This is a genomic window from Yersinia sp. 2466 StPb PI (assembly GCF_041538325.1).
GTDB lineage: Bacteria > Pseudomonadota > Gammaproteobacteria > Enterobacterales > Enterobacteriaceae > Yersinia > Yersinia enterocolitica_E.
On sequence record NZ_JAULSL010000001.1, the window covers coordinates 2,096,974 to 2,110,101 of the forward strand.

Here is a 13,128-nt window from a genome sequence, read left to right on the forward strand (position 1 = left end):
ATTCACACAACTTAGCGCTTAGTCATTATTTCCTTAGCTTAATGATGGCTGATTAATTTGAAAGAAACGGATAATCTGGCGCAACTCCGCGCCTTGCTCCGTTAATGATTGTGCGGCGGCGGCGGCTTGTTCAACCAATGCGGCATTTTGTTGCGTAACTTGATCCATCTGTTCTACAGCGATACCGATCTCTTGAATACCAATGTGTTGCTCGTGTGATGCCGTCGATATCTCGCCAACGATATGAGCAACTTTCCCCACCGAGTCGACTATCTCGCCCATCGCTTGACTGGCATGGTCAGCGCGTTCTGAACCCGCATTAATTTTCTCAACCGTACCAACAATTAATTGCTTTATCTCTTTGGCTGCATTTGCACTTTTCTGTGCCAAAGTGCGTACTTCGCTTGCGACAACGGCAAATCCCTTACCTTCGGTGCCCGCTCGGGCGGCCTCAACTGCAGCATTTAACGCTAATATATTGGTTTGGAAGGCAATGCCTTCAATAACAGCAATAATATCGACGATCTTCCTTGAGCTTTTGGTGATTTCTTGCATACGAAGTAGCATTTCATCAACAATAATTCCGCCTTCTGTGGCGGTTGCTGCTGTATTAACCGCTAACTCACTTGCTTGCCGTGCATTCTCCGCATTCTGACGTACGGTTTGGGTGAGTTCCTGCATATTTGCTGAGGTTTGAATCAGAGAGGATGCTTGTTCCTCGGTACGTTGTGATAAGTCAGCATTACCCTGAGCAATCTGATTCGACGCCACAGAAATTGATTCGCTCCCATGCATGATCTCATTAATCGTTTTCTTCAACTGCCGGTTCATGATATTCAGGGAAGCCAGTAAGCTATTATTATCACCTGGGCGAAGTTTTATTTCAGTGGATAAGTTTCCGGCGGCGATATGGCCCATAATAGCCACAGCATAGGCCGGTTCCCCTCCCAATAAACGAGAAAAGTTGCGGGCAATCATGACAGCAAGCAGTGCAGAAATGAAAACAGCAAAGAGCAATAAAGCGATAAGTACGTTTTTGGCAGTATTAAAGCTTTGTTGACCATCTGTTGCAGCTTGTTCCCCACCTTGAACTTCCAGTACGACTAATTCAGCGAGGTCTTTCATCAACTGTGTGCGATATTTTCTTGATGTATCACCACTAACTTTAGTGGCTTCAGCTAATTGATTATTATTAACCGCATCAATAACGAGACTGTTTGCCTGAGAAAAGTGGTCAAAATCTGACATTATTCTCTTGAATAGTTCGGAGTGATTGTAACCTTCGGGTAATTTCAGAAATCTATCTTGCGCGGCACGAAAGTTGTCTACGGCTTGTAATATCTCCAGGCGGTGTCCTTCGCGCTCTTTTTCTGTCGATGAGGCGATATACTGAACCTGCTGCAGGCGCAATTCGGCTAAAACGCCTCGCATCTCTAATGCATAGCGAACACCCGGTAACCAACTGTCGCGATAGGCTTCCAGCCTGGCGTTATTACTGCTTAACTGTGATAGTGCCACAGCACCTAGCAATAACATCATGACAATAACAACCGAAAAGCCTGAGAGTAACTTTGTCAAAATGGATAGGTCGGAGAACTTTTTCATGAACATTACGTATATTAAATAGAGGTGCAATGTATAACGGCAAATAAAATGAATTCTTGATGTAATAAAACTACTTAATTTGATTTTTTAAGCATTTTATTTGAATGTACAAAACACAGGATAATGTTGCTTTTTGAGCTGAATTTATCATGTTTTAGATAAAGTCATAGATGATTTGTCTTATAATTTAGTTATCGCTTTATCTTATGCTATTTAATTGTGGATGTTCAATACGGTTCTTTTTTTAAATTAACTATTTATTAACTTCATTTCTGCTGTTTATGATGTTTTTAGACTGACATTTTATGTTTTCTGCATTCCTTTTTTTCTTGTAAGTGGGTCTTAATGGTTTTTAAGGAGTGTGCTAAGCTCGGACTATCAAAACTTTAGGTGGTTAATCATGGTCTTTGTCATTCTTTGGTTTGCTATTGCAGGATTAAGTGAGTACTTAGTCTGGGGATCTCCACTCTTGGCGGTGTCTCTGGCCTTGCTTTTTGTGGTGCTCGGCGGGTACTGGGTTTACAGAGTCAGAAAAATTCAAGTAAGTGATATACCTTCTGATGAAGTCAGATCAAAATCTATCAGTAATTTGAATCTCACCTTCTCTGTGGCGCTGTTGGCTATTCATGCGCTTGTTTTATTACTATTGCGCTGATAATGGTATGGTTTTCGTTAACTATGCCATTGGTTCCAGGCAGCTATAAGTATCCAGGCGGCGATGGCCCAACATAACACAGCCGCGGTCAATGCGAGTGGTAGGCGTAAATAGTCAATTAAAAAATAAAGCGATATCAAATAGATAAAGTAGGGAATGATAGCCCATAAACCGAATATAATTGTTATGCGCAGTGCTTCGATATTGCGCTCATGGCCAACAATATAGTGTGCGATGAGGGCGAAAGTAGGGAATAACGGGATTAAACCAGCAATATAGTAATTGCGCGTCTTCGATAATAGCCCAATCAATACCACAACTATGGCGCCGATCAGTGCTTTAAGTAACAGTCCCATCGCAATCCCGAAAAATTTAAAAAAAGCTGCCAATAGAATATATTTCAATGAAAAACAAAGAAATTCCTATATATGGCAGCGGAGCAAAATAAGACTCTATATCTTGATAAGCTATTGACGATAGCCGTTCTTGATTTGTGCCAGGGTATTGGTGAAAACTTCAGCTTGAGCAGTGTCTTCGATACCGGCAATGGAACGTTCGATATTTAAGATTACTTTCCCAGCATCGGCTTGGCCGATCGCTTTTAGCAATAGAGTCAATGTTGCTTTCAAACATGCAACTTCATTTGCTAAAGTTTCTGGGTCAGCAGAAGTGGTAAAGTCTGGATTACTCATTTTTTTTCCTGAAGTGATAGCTTACCTGTGAACAAAGTGATGTGGGCTAACCCAGTATCGCAGTGAACATTCGCGGCATTATTAAACAGTTATAGCATTATATCATAAACTGATGGTCAGCTTTGATAACATGTGCTTAATCTTTAGTTTGTGGCGCAAAATGTGGTCGAAGGCGAGCAGGGGATAGGTATGTCTGGAAGATGCTTCCTCTGACTATGTAAGTATTATCTTAATTAAGTGAGTTTTGTTCATAAAAATCATACCATTTCTGAATGAGTAATTTTGTGTCAAAAATCACTCATTTTGAGCGTGAATAAGAGATAAACAATAAATAAACAAAACTAAGAATAATTCCTATGCCGCAAAATTAGAACGGAAATAGCCGATCCTGTGTGGTATCAATATGTTGTGCTTTTTCATGTAAAAATAAGTTTCGGGATGTCAGCAATTACTGTTTGCATGAATAGCAGTGTAATGCCAAGAAAACTCTTAAAAAAACTTTTCTTTTTTATCATGTCGTTAATTGATATGTCAGCGATTTTATGTACATAGTCGAAATGATGATAAAAATAATATCTGTCAAACAATATAGATATGAATTTGCAATTATTCTGTATTCATTCTTTGGTCGAAAACAAGTAATATCATTGTCGTAAACAAAGCGTGATTAGGTTACTCCCTTATTTTTGGAGAATTTTCTTTGATTAGCGTTCTTCTTGTTGATGACCACGAACTGGTGCGCGCAGGGATTCGACGCATTCTTGAAGATATCAAGGGTATCAAAGTAGCGGGCGAGATGCAGTGTGGTGAAGATGCGGTAAAATGGTGCCGTAGCCATGTTGTTGATATCGTTTTGATGGATATGAATATGCCCGGTATCGGCGGGTTGGAAGCAACTCGTAAGATTTTGCGTTTTTCTCCAGATACTAAAGTTATCATGCTAACCATCCATACTGAAAATCCGCTGCCCGCAAAAGTCATGCAGGCTGGTGCCGGTGGGTATTTAAGTAAGGGGGCAGCACCTCAGGATGTTGTTACGGCTATCCGTGCGGTTCATTCGGGGCAACGCTACATTGCTTCTGATATTGCGCAGCAGATGGCTTTGGGTCAGTTAGAGCCTCCAGCCGAAACGCCTTTTAGTTGTTTGTCAGAGCGTGAGTTACAAATTATGCTCATGATAACGAAAGGCCAAAAGGTGAACGACATTTCGGAACAACTTCATCTGAGTCCGAAAACGGTGAACAGCTATCGCTACCGGATGTTTAGCAAGCTTAATATAAGTGGTGACGTTGAATTGACCCATCTGGCTATTCGCCACGGTCTGTTTAACGCGGAGACGTTGTCTAATAGTGACTGATTGTTTCGATTCTAAAGAGTTTTTGAAAACTGTCACCAGCCAACCTGGTGTTTACCGTATGTATGATAAGACGGGGACAGTTATTTATGTCGGCAAAGCAAAAGACCTCAAGAAACGTCTGACGAGTTATTTCCGTGCTCAGGTTGCCAGTCGAAAAACAGAGACCTTGGTTAAGAATATTGCTCAAATTGATGTGACCGTGACACATACAGAAACGGAAGCACTGCTGCTTGAGCATAACTATATCAAGCTTTATCAGCCTCGTTACAACGTACTGTTGCGTGATGATAAGTCATATCCTCTTATTTTCTTGAGTGCGGATACTCACCCGCGCTTAGCTATTCATCGCGGTGCTAAGCATGAGAAGGGTGAGTATTTTGGCCCGTTCCCAAACTCTTATGCTGTCCGCGAAACCTTGGCATTATTGCAAAAACTTTTTCCAGTAAGGCAGTGTGAAAACAGTGTCTACCGCAATCGTTCACGGCCTTGTCTGCAATATCAGATTGGCCGTTGTTCAGGCCCCTGTGTTGCAGGTCTTGTGAGCGATGATGAGTACCAACGCCAGGTTGATTATGTGCGTTTGTTCCTCTCGGGCAAAGACCAACAGGTACTGACACAACTGATTTCCCGGATGGAGGAAGCCAGTCAATCGTTGCATTTCGAAGATGCGGCACGTATTCGAGATCAAATACAAGCAGTAAGGCGAGTTACTGAACAGCAGTTCGTTTCGGGCGACAGTGCAGATCTTGATGTTATCGGTGTGGCGTTTGATGCCGGATTAGCTTGTGTTCATGTGCTATTTATTCGACAAGGGAAAGTGCTGGGAAGCCGGAGTTACTTCCCGAAAGTTCCTGCTGGGACTGAACTCAGTGAAGTCGTTCAGACCTTTGTTGGGCAGTTTTATTTGCAAGGAAGCCAGGGGCGAACGCTCCCAGGTGAGATCTTGCTGGACTTTACCCTAGAGGAAAAGGATCTGCTGGCTTCCTCTCTTTCTGAGTTGGCCGGAAGAAAAATTCAGATCCAAAGCCGTCCTCGGGGGGATCGAGCGCGTTACCTTAAACTTGCGCGCACAAATGCCTCTACTGCGTTGATTACTCGTTTATCGCAGCAATCAACAATACATCAGCGAATGAAAGAGTTAGCCAAGATTCTTAATCTTGATGAGATCAATCGTATGGAATGTTTTGATATCAGCCATACGATGGGAGAGCAGACTGTCGCGTCTTGTGTCGTATTTGATGCAAATGGTCCTGTACGTTCGGAATATAGACGCTACAATATTAGTGGCATAACGCCCGGTGATGATTATGCGGCGATGTCTCAAGTGCTTAAACGTCGATATGGTAAGGCATTAGATGACAAAAAAATTCCTGATGTTATTTTCATTGACGGAGGGAAAGGCCAGCTGTCTCAGGCTTTTGACGTGTTTGCTTCTCTCACCGTTGAGTGGGATAAGCAAAAACCATTATTGGTCGGCGTTGCTAAGGGAAGTGATCGAAAAGCGGGGCTGGAAACATTGTTCCTGGAGGCGCAAGGGGAGGGGTTCTCGTTGCCACCAGATTCACCAGCATTGCATTTGATTCAACATATCCGAGATGACTCGCATAACCATGCTATCACCGGACATAGGCAGCGTCGTGCTAAAGTAAAAAATACCAGTGCATTAGAAACGATAGAGGGAGTTGGCCCTAAACGGCGGCAAATTTTGCTGAAGTATATGGGGGGACTGCAACCTTTACTGAATGCTAGCGTCGAGGAAATTGCAAAAGTGCCGAGTATTTCACAAGCATTGGCAGAAAAAATCTACAATGCATTGAAACACTGAGGCTAATGTTGCACCATACTCATAATATCCACCCCAGCCAGATAGTTATCGTAGCATTATGCAATTGAATATACCGACTTGGCTTACCCTGTTTCGTGTTGTACTCATCCCATTCTTCGTTCTGGCGTTTTATCTGCCATTCGTTTGGGCTCCGATGGTTTGTGCCATCATATTTGTGTTTGCAGCAGCAACCGATTGGTTTGATGGCTTTTTAGCGCGCCGCTGGAAACAAACTACCCGTTTTGGGGCTTTTCTTGACCCTGTGGCGGATAAAGTTATGGTTGCCATCGCATTAGTGTTGGTCGCTGAGCATTATCATGTCTGGTGGATCACTCTACCGGCGGCAACTATGATTGCCCGTGAAATCATCATTTCTTCCCTGCGTGAGTGGATGGCTGAAATCGGTAAGCGCAGCAGTGTTGCGGTGTCATGGATTGGTAAAGTGAAAACCACGGCTCAAATGGGTTCGCTGGTTGGCTTACTTTGGCGCCCAGACCATAATGTTGAGCTCGCCAGCTTTGTTCTTCTCTACATTGCTGCGGTACTGACATTCTGGTCAATGTTTCAATATTTAAACGCCGCCTGGAATGATTTGCTCGAACCTTGATCGAAGCGCCGCAAAAAGCAGCAAACGAACACATTAGTCAGATAATTTTATTGACTCATTGCGTCAGGTAAGTAGAATGCATCGCATCAGACGGCAGCAACGAAATGTCGAAAGATAGCAAAAGAATCAGTAAGTTCTGATGTTGCGGGAATAGCTCAGTTGGTAGAGCACGACCTTGCCAAGGTCGGGGTCGCGAGTTCGAGTCTCGTTTCCCGCTCCAAATTAGTAGGTTGGCTTAAGGCGAACCTCAGCTGTAAAGGCAAAGAAGAATAAGGCGCGTTGGCAGAGTGGCCATGCTACGGATTGCAAATCCGTCTACCTCGGTTCGACTCCGGGACGCGCCTCCAGTTTTCCAGAGCCCGGGTGGTGAAATCGGTAGACACAAGGGATTTAAAATCCCTCGGCTTATGGCTGTGCGGGTTCAAGTCCCGCCCCGGGCACCATGGAAAATATTCTAAGTAAAACAAAGTAGTATGAGTATGTCGTTAACCGCCGAGAGGCGGTTTTTTTGTGCCTAAAATCACCTTTCACCATTGTTTCGCCATATCACTTCGCCACATCTTGCCCGCCCACAACTGGAACAATATTAATTTTTCTATCATATCTTGCGGTCTGTGATGCGTTTTTGTGCCCAGAGATTGCCTGCTTGTCATATAGCGAACCAGTTAGATCTGAGATACCTTTTGCTTTCAGATCGTGGAAAGTGAAATTAAACTCCAGTTCTGGATATTTCACAGCAGCCGCTTTTTTTGCTTTCATCCAGTGTGCGTTAAAACTATCGCGGGTGAAGGGTGATCCCGATTGCTGGTGTAACAAATAGATACTCATAACACCGTGGTTTAGAGGAAGGGTACCCGCCTGCCGTATAGACTCATGCAGCCTAGGTGTCCAAGCTTTAATTTGGGCAACGCCAGTTTTGCTCTGTTGTATAAGTATACCATTCTCCAGCAACTGCCCTTTTTTCATATCTAAAATATCCGCTTGCCTGGTACAGCATAAATAAGCTAACTCCATAGCTACTTTTACGACTGATGGAGCAACATCATAAAGTGCAGCGTATTCTTCATCTGTTATATAGCGAGTTCTGGCTTTTTCTTTAAATTGCTTAACCCCTTGGCAAGGATTTAACTTCACTTTCCCACGCTCATATCCCCAGCGAAATACCCTCGACATGAAGGACTTTTCCCTGTTTGCCTGAACCCTGCTTTTTGCTCCGCGTTTATCCATATACTTCCGAATATGCTCTGGTTTTATATTATCTGGAGACATTTTTCCAAACACGGCTATTATCTTTGATGAGTATTTTCGATAATCTTTTTGTGTCTCTGTGGCCAGTTCACAGAAATCACCTGACAATAGAAATTCATTAATCAAACCAGTAAATGTCGAATCCTCTTTTTGGCTAATCATTAATTTTTCAAAGGCAACCCATACATCAGCCTGGCTGCATTCAAAGCTACATAGTCGAATTGTTCTCCCGTCTATTGCCCTGAATTCATATGCAGACTTGCCTTTACGAACCCGTGGTGGCATCCAGTTATCTGTTGGGTTCTTGCGTGGACGTGACATTAAATATTCAGGTGGTAGACCTTGCTGCTGAATGTCTGCTATACAGTTTTTATCATCCGGGTATACGTAGCCTTGCGGCTCGTACTGGCACGGCTGGAATGTGTAGCCGACGAGTAAAAACAGGCCGTACATCATGATTGGCTGGCCGCAGTAAGCTCATTGAAGCGCGCCAAGAAAACAACGCGAGCATGACTAGGCGACATAGGACAAATGGCAATATTGGCTGGTTGAATCCCTTCGAGCATCGGCCAGACTTCACCATCATCTATTTCCAGCTCTTGCCGCTCAGTGGCCAGCATGACTAAATCAAAGTGGTGAACCTCTGGTGACATATCTGCAGGTAAACCAAACTTGCTGCGGATAACTAGATCAATCCCGCGCTCAATACCTTTGTAATCTGGCAACAGGCGCTTTAAAGGGGAGGGGATACGCCTCGGCTGCATCGTGCAGTAAGGCTTCCAATGCGAATTCAGGGCTAACAAGTTGACTAACAAGCCATGAGTGCTCCGCCACTGAATAGAAATTAGGTAGATGGCCAGCGAACCGGCATTCATTAGAAAGTGCCTGGGCAATATCATTGATGCTGATACTGCTTTCTTTTGGGTTTGAATAATCAAAATGCAGTCGGTCTGGATATGTTTTTATGCATGACATTGAAATTTACTCCACTGTTGATAGCGCCCGCATGCGCCGGTATTTGTTTATGCTTTCTTCTTTTTGGCGGTTTTAATTGGCTTGGCCTTTTCACCGCTCATCTTTGCGTAATTGAGAGCCACTTTTAGGCAATCGTCGTAAATGCCACGACTGCGGGTAGTTGGCTGGGAAGCGCGGCGATACAGATCAACCGCTTCATTTGCCCCCCCTGAGCTACCGGCAAGGAGTAACCTTCATCCATAAGCTGCTGGGTAATGTTCTTGCTGATAAATTGAATCGGATTCATGAAGTAACCCTCAGCCTGAATTTAGCATCCTGCAAGAGTAGTCCACCAGCACCTAGAGCAGCCGAATTAATCCAGTTGTGGCCCCCTGAATCAGCATTAACTCAATGCGAAGTGCCGGAGTTCGTCGGTACCACTTGGGGCGATAGTGGGCTGTATGCACTGGCCCTCAAGCGTGAGCTACGGATCTGCAAAGGTCGGCTCGATGAAATCATTAGCTGGCGGCAGAACGCCACACGGAAGCAATGAAAAAGGATCGTACATTAAAGTTATATAAATGGAGTTAATAGCTTGTAAATAGGCTTGATAGAGTCACCTTTTAACTGTATAAAAAAACAGTTCATTAATTTATTGTTAAGTACAATACGTTAATAATTAGAAAGATAATTAATTCACAAGGAGTGATTATATGGTAGTTCGTTTATCTGCATTAATTGTTGCTTTAACTTCGTTCTCTTCGATTGCAGCAACTTCACAAGAAGATATCCAAGGAGCTAAGGTAGTGACTGTGACTACCGAAACAATATCCGGCCATCTTAATATTGCAAATGGCCGTAACTGTTTGGATGAGAATACGCAAGGTAAGCCCACCTTGTTAGCCTGTGATAGCGTGGCAAAGGCCAGTTCAGAAAAAAACATCTTCCATTACATCGTGTTGAAAAGTGGTCAGTGTTTGTCAGATGAAGGTGGCTCAACACCGGTCATGGCCGTCTGTGATTTTCAGGATAAGAAGCAGCAGTGGACAGCCCTTCAAGGTATTGGTACGGATGTCCGTAATATGGCATCAAATAAGTGCCTGACGACTGCAGGGCTGGATAAGCCGGTGACGATGGCTACATGTGCTGGCCTGCCAGCTCAGAATTGGACATTACCTCAGTAAAGTAGCATTACAGGTGGCATTCATTGAGTGCCATCGATAATGCCTGTAGTAATATGGTTTCGTTATTACTTCATTGACCAGAGGTTGTTATATGCAAGACATAATGCTTTTTGGTGAGGGGTGGAATGGGGAAGTGCGCAGTATTGAGCAGGGATTACGTAGGTTAAATTTAATTCCGCACCGAAAAGACCCACACTTACGTGAAGTCACCTTTCAGGTTACCGACTACTATTCTGATAATGATGAAATGTATCTTGTTGGTTATGTTGGTAATGAACCAGTAATGGAAGATATTGAAGAAGCAATTATGAGACAGAAGCCAAAACCAATATAAGCCCAGCATGTACGGCTAATCACTTAGCGAACAATAAGCCACTGACTTTATAAGCCGGTGGCTTTTCATTTGAAATATTTATCTAGTGGATCGAAGTATCTGTACTTTCTGTAGAAAGCTATCCAGTAAGCTAGTCCCATCAAGCCCCCGACAGCAGAAAGCTTGAAACAAGTTATTTTTCGGTTTGTAATAAACTCAAAAAATGAGTATTCATCTTTCAGTATATCAATAAGAGCACCACCAATAATCAGATCTAGTACCAGATACATTGCTGGGATAGCGGCAGCATAGGCTGCTGTTAGATAGATGAATAGAAATAGTCGATACTTTGTATCAATGTGCATATAAAAAACTCGTTAAAAGAAATAGTAATACCAATTCATCGGGATATCTTAGCAAGTATTTCAGAGCTTTGGCATAGCCCGAGGCTTTTCTATTTAGGGATAGATCATGGCAACTCTTAAAGATTTATCCAATCAGTTACAGTCGATAAAAAAGCAGATTCCCTTTGCTGCGGCTCAGGCGCTAACAAGTGTTGCTCGCCAGATTGCAGCAGCTCAGAAGGTGGGTATGCAGCGCAATCTGGATAATCCGACCCCTTTCACCGTTAGTTCTGTCGGCTCGTTTGGTGCCCGCAAGGATCGATTACAGGCCAAAGTATTTGTGCGTGATATTGCTGCCAGTTATCTCGAACCGTTCGAGTTCGGCGGTCAGCACAAACTCAATGGTCAGGCGCTGCTCAACCCTAAAAATATAAAGCTTAATAAGTTCGGCAACTTAGCCCGTAACAAAACGCAGCAGCTTAAAGCTAAAGAAAATGTGTTTGTAGGTGAGGTGAATGGCGTTAGTGGTTTCTTCCAGCGAAAGAAAGCCAAGAAGAGCAAAAAGGTTAAGAAGCGTCAGAAGCGCTCTCCTAACGGCGTGCATCGAGCCAGAGAGAAACAAAGAGCACCTAAGCTGCTGATTCAGTTTAGTGACGCATTGGCAGTTAAACCAACGCTTGGATACTTTGACCGGGCGAATGCAATGGCACAGGCTTTAATGCCTGGTGCGTTAAGCCTGGCAATCGAGCAGGCGTTGAAGACGGCTAAATAGATGAGGTAGCAACTGACTATCCTTTCAGCTCAAAACTGGAATCATTATGAGCCTGTATGACAATCATTCTCATCTAGAAAAAAATGGGTCCTTCCAGAAACCTTTGTAATGTACGGGCATTGCGCGCCGTGCAGTTTTACCAGCTATAAATTTTTCATTTTGTGTCCCATGTCCCACAGAGGCAATTTTCATCATGAGCACAATGACGCAGATTGATTATGCCAAGCATGCAGGTGTGGATCGGAAGACGGTGAGCCGCTGGATAAAGGCGGGAAAATATATTGTTCTTGATGGTGACCTGGTCAACGTAGAGGAAAGTGATAAGGCTGTTGCCACTTTGCGCGACAGTAAAGATCCACGGACTAAAAACGCCAGCAGAAAGAAGCCAGCAAAAGTTAAAGCCGCTGATATTGATGACAGTACCGATGCGACTGTTAAAGAAATCATGCTGGCAAACGGAGCTGAGTGGTCGAGGGAAGAGGCCTCAAGGGTGAAAGAAAATTACCTGGCATTATTAACCAAGTTGGAGTTTGAGAAAGAAGATGGGCAGCTAGTAGAGTTGACTGCCGCGGAAGCTATTTTGTTTAGCGCTTTTCGTGAACAACGTGATGCCTGGATGAACTGGCCGTCAAGGGGGGCTCCTTTGATGGCGGCTGACTTGGATGTTCCCGCCGATAGAATAACAGAGGTGTTATTAGCATATGTCCATAAACACATCTCTGGCCTCGGTGAACCTGAGTTTAACGCAGAGCAAACATGATCGGTTGCTTCGCAGCGTTCGTAAGGGATGGACACCACCACCACGAATTAGTGTCCCGGACTGGGCTGACGAATACCGAAAACTGGCAAAAGAGGCGGGTAGTACATCAGGAAATTGGGAAACTTCAACTGTAGAAATTGCCCGTGGCCCCATGCTTGCGGCGGACAGAATCCGGGGTGCATATCATTACCGTGATGTGTTGTACCCAGTTGATGAAAACAGCGTTGCTTGAAAATCTATTTGGTTACTTTGCTCATCTCGACCCTTTCCCAATGTTGTTATTACAACCAAAAGAAGATGCCGCCGAGCAGTTCTCGAAAGAGCGTATTACCCCACTGGTGAGAGTGACACCGGTACTTCGCCAGCTTATTGGCGGTAACAAGCAGAAAAATTCAAAAGAGACATTATTGTACAAGTCCTTTACCGGTGGGTTTCTGGCACTGGCGGGGGCAGGTAGCCCGGATAACCTTGCCCGTCGCCCGATTCGGGTATTGCTGGCCGATGAGGTAGATAAGTATCCAATTACACGTGAGGGTGACCCTATCACGCTGGCAGAAGAGCGCACCGCGACCTTTGGACTAAATTGGCTATCTGTCCGGGCCTGCTCTCCGACCGTTGAAGATGAAAGCCGAATAGCGGCCAGCTATGAAGAATCGGATCAGCGTCGGGCATCGATGGCATGTCCACACTGTAGTCACCGCCAATTTCCTGATTTCTTCAAGCATGTTCACTGGCCATCAGAGGGAGACAAGCACCATACAAAATTAGCCATGATCCACTGTGAAAGCTGTGGTTCTGGCTGGTCAGAGGGT

At 44.2% G+C, this 13,128-nt stretch carries 14 protein-coding genes, 3 tRNA genes and 2 pseudogenes; 12 read left to right on the forward strand and 7 right to left on the reverse strand.

Translation table 11 applies throughout. The annotated features are described in order from the left end of the window. Nucleotides 1-33: 33 nt before the first annotated feature. Nucleotides 34-1,605: a methyl-accepting chemotaxis protein gene (locus Q2T72_RS09470; protein WP_372569053.1), complete on the reverse strand. Its 1,572-nt coding sequence runs from the start codon at nt 1,603-1,605 to the stop codon at nt 34-36. 400 nt (nt 1,606-2,005) lie between these two features. Here Q2T72_RS09470 and Q2T72_RS09475 point away from each other — a divergent pair, with 400 nt between their 5' ends. After that, complete coding sequence (locus tag Q2T72_RS09475) at nt 2,006-2,260, forward strand: hypothetical protein (RefSeq protein WP_083159115.1); 255 nt, start codon at nt 2,006-2,008, stop codon at nt 2,258-2,260. A 17-nt stretch (nt 2,261-2,277) separates the two neighbouring features. On the opposite strand, the gene Q2T72_RS09480 is transcribed toward Q2T72_RS09475, so the two are convergent. Both Q2T72_RS09480 and Q2T72_RS09485 read right to left on the reverse strand, forming a co-directional pair. Continuing rightward, entirely contained in the window at nt 2,278-2,616 is a 339-nt protein-coding gene (locus Q2T72_RS09480) for a GlpM family protein (RefSeq protein WP_083163697.1), read from the reverse strand. A 111-nt stretch (nt 2,617-2,727) separates the two neighbouring features. Then, on the reverse strand, nt 2,728-2,952 hold the full coding sequence (locus Q2T72_RS09485) for a DUF2594 family protein (RefSeq protein ID WP_083159114.1): 225 nt from the start codon (nt 2,950-2,952) through the stop codon (nt 2,728-2,730). A gap of 700 nt (nt 2,953-3,652) precedes the next feature. Here Q2T72_RS09485 and uvrY point away from each other — a divergent pair. From uvrY to Q2T72_RS09515, 6 genes are all read left to right on the forward strand, one after another. Then, nucleotides 3,653-4,309, forward strand: coding sequence for a UvrY/SirA/GacA family response regulator transcription factor (gene uvrY, locus Q2T72_RS09490; RefSeq protein WP_083159113.1), 657 nt, complete (start codon nt 3,653-3,655; stop codon nt 4,307-4,309). Next, nucleotides 4,302-6,134 carry an excinuclease ABC subunit UvrC gene (uvrC, locus tag Q2T72_RS09495; protein ID WP_372569054.1) on the forward strand — a complete coding sequence of 611 codons (1,833 nt, stop codon included), beginning with the start codon at nt 4,302-4,304 and terminating at the stop codon, nt 6,132-6,134. The genes uvrY and uvrC overlap by 8 nt, the downstream gene beginning before the upstream one ends. Nucleotides 6,135-6,192: 58 nt before the next feature. After that, nucleotides 6,193-6,741, forward strand: a complete 549-nt coding sequence (gene pgsA / locus Q2T72_RS09500) for a CDP-diacylglycerol--glycerol-3-phosphate 3-phosphatidyltransferase (RefSeq protein ID WP_083159111.1) — start codon at nt 6,193-6,195, stop codon at nt 6,739-6,741. A 144-nt stretch (nt 6,742-6,885) separates the two neighbouring features. After that, nucleotides 6,886-6,961, forward strand: a tRNA-Gly gene (locus Q2T72_RS09505). A 53-nt stretch (nt 6,962-7,014) separates the two neighbouring features. Beyond that, nucleotides 7,015-7,088: transfer RNA gene (locus Q2T72_RS09510), tRNA-Cys, on the forward strand. Nucleotides 7,089-7,098: 10 nt separating this feature from the next. After that, nucleotides 7,099-7,184 (forward strand) — tRNA-Leu (locus Q2T72_RS09515). A gap of 103 nt (nt 7,185-7,287) precedes the next feature. On the opposite strand, the gene Q2T72_RS09520 is transcribed toward Q2T72_RS09515, so the two are convergent. From Q2T72_RS09520 to Q2T72_RS09530, 3 genes and pseudogenes are all read right to left on the reverse strand, one after another. Further along, nucleotides 7,288-8,310, reverse strand: coding sequence for a tyrosine-type recombinase/integrase (locus tag Q2T72_RS09520; protein WP_372569876.1), 1,023 nt, complete (start codon nt 8,308-8,310; stop codon nt 7,288-7,290). A gap of 131 nt (nt 8,311-8,441) precedes the next feature. Next, a pseudogene (locus tag Q2T72_RS09525) lies at nt 8,442-8,964 on the reverse strand (HD family hydrolase). Nucleotides 8,965-9,088: 124 nt separating this feature from the next. After that, the gene (locus tag Q2T72_RS09530) at nt 9,089-9,250 is read right to left on the reverse strand and encodes a hypothetical protein (protein ID WP_372569055.1); all 162 of its coding nucleotides are present in this window, start codon (nt 9,248-9,250) and stop codon (nt 9,089-9,091) included. Between the two features lie 406 nt (nt 9,251-9,656). Here Q2T72_RS09530 and Q2T72_RS09535 point away from each other — a divergent pair, with 406 nt between their 5' ends. Beyond that, on the forward strand, nt 9,657-10,127 hold the full coding sequence (locus Q2T72_RS09535) for a ricin-type beta-trefoil lectin domain protein (RefSeq protein WP_372569056.1): 471 nt from the start codon (nt 9,657-9,659) through the stop codon (nt 10,125-10,127). A gap of 91 nt (nt 10,128-10,218) precedes the next feature. Next, nucleotides 10,219-10,461: a hypothetical protein gene (locus tag Q2T72_RS09540; protein WP_372569057.1), complete on the forward strand. Its 243-nt coding sequence runs from the start codon at nt 10,219-10,221 to the stop codon at nt 10,459-10,461. A gap of 65 nt (nt 10,462-10,526) precedes the next feature. On the opposite strand, the gene Q2T72_RS09545 is transcribed toward Q2T72_RS09540, so the two are convergent. Continuing rightward, entirely contained in the window at nt 10,527-10,805 is a 279-nt protein-coding gene (locus tag Q2T72_RS09545; RefSeq protein WP_372569058.1) for a hypothetical protein, read from the reverse strand. Nucleotides 10,806-10,911: 106 nt separating this feature from the next. On the opposite strand from Q2T72_RS09545, the gene Q2T72_RS09550 reads away from it, so the two are divergent. From Q2T72_RS09550 to Q2T72_RS09560, 3 genes and pseudogenes are all read left to right on the forward strand, one after another. Continuing rightward, entirely contained in the window at nt 10,912-11,556 is a 645-nt protein-coding gene (locus Q2T72_RS09550; RefSeq protein WP_372569059.1) for a hypothetical protein, read from the forward strand. 193 nt (nt 11,557-11,749) lie between these two features. Further along, nucleotides 11,750-12,316: a hypothetical protein gene (locus Q2T72_RS09555; RefSeq protein WP_372569060.1), complete on the forward strand. Its 567-nt coding sequence runs from the start codon at nt 11,750-11,752 to the stop codon at nt 12,314-12,316. 212 nt (nt 12,317-12,528) lie between these two features. Then, a pseudogene (locus tag Q2T72_RS09560) lies at nt 12,529-13,077 on the forward strand (phage terminase large subunit family protein); the annotation flags it as partial. Nucleotides 13,078-13,128 lie beyond the last annotated feature (51 nt).

Coding starts and splice junctions, on each gene's coding strand:
- Q2T72_RS09470 (WP_372569053.1), bottom strand. CDS start 1,605: ATGAAAAAGTTCTCCGACCTATCCATTTTGACAAAGTTACTCTCAGGC.
- Q2T72_RS09475 (WP_083159115.1), top strand. CDS start 2,006: ATGGTCTTTGTCATTCTTTGGTTTGCTATTGCAGGATTAAGTGAGTAC.
- Q2T72_RS09480 (WP_083163697.1), bottom strand. CDS start 2,616: ATGGGACTGTTACTTAAAGCACTGATCGGCGCCATAGTTGTGGTATTG.
- Q2T72_RS09485 (WP_083159114.1), bottom strand. CDS start 2,952: ATGAGTAATCCAGACTTTACCACTTCTGCTGACCCAGAAACTTTAGCA.
- pgsA (WP_083159111.1), top strand. CDS start 6,193: ATGCAATTGAATATACCGACTTGGCTTACCCTGTTTCGTGTTGTACTC.
- Q2T72_RS09520 (WP_372569876.1), bottom strand. CDS start 8,310: ATGTCACGTCCACGCAAGAACCCAACAGATAACTGGATGCCACCACGG.
- Q2T72_RS09530 (WP_372569055.1), bottom strand. CDS start 9,250: ATGAATCCGATTCAATTTATCAGCAAGAACATTACCCAGCAGCTTATG.
- Q2T72_RS09535 (WP_372569056.1), top strand. CDS start 9,657: ATGGTAGTTCGTTTATCTGCATTAATTGTTGCTTTAACTTCGTTCTCT.
- Q2T72_RS09540 (WP_372569057.1), top strand. CDS start 10,219: ATGCAAGACATAATGCTTTTTGGTGAGGGGTGGAATGGGGAAGTGCGC.
- Q2T72_RS09545 (WP_372569058.1), bottom strand. CDS start 10,805: ATGCACATTGATACAAAGTATCGACTATTTCTATTCATCTATCTAACA.
- Q2T72_RS09550 (WP_372569059.1), top strand. CDS start 10,912: ATGGCAACTCTTAAAGATTTATCCAATCAGTTACAGTCGATAAAAAAG.
- Q2T72_RS09555 (WP_372569060.1), top strand. CDS start 11,750: ATGAGCACAATGACGCAGATTGATTATGCCAAGCATGCAGGTGTGGAT.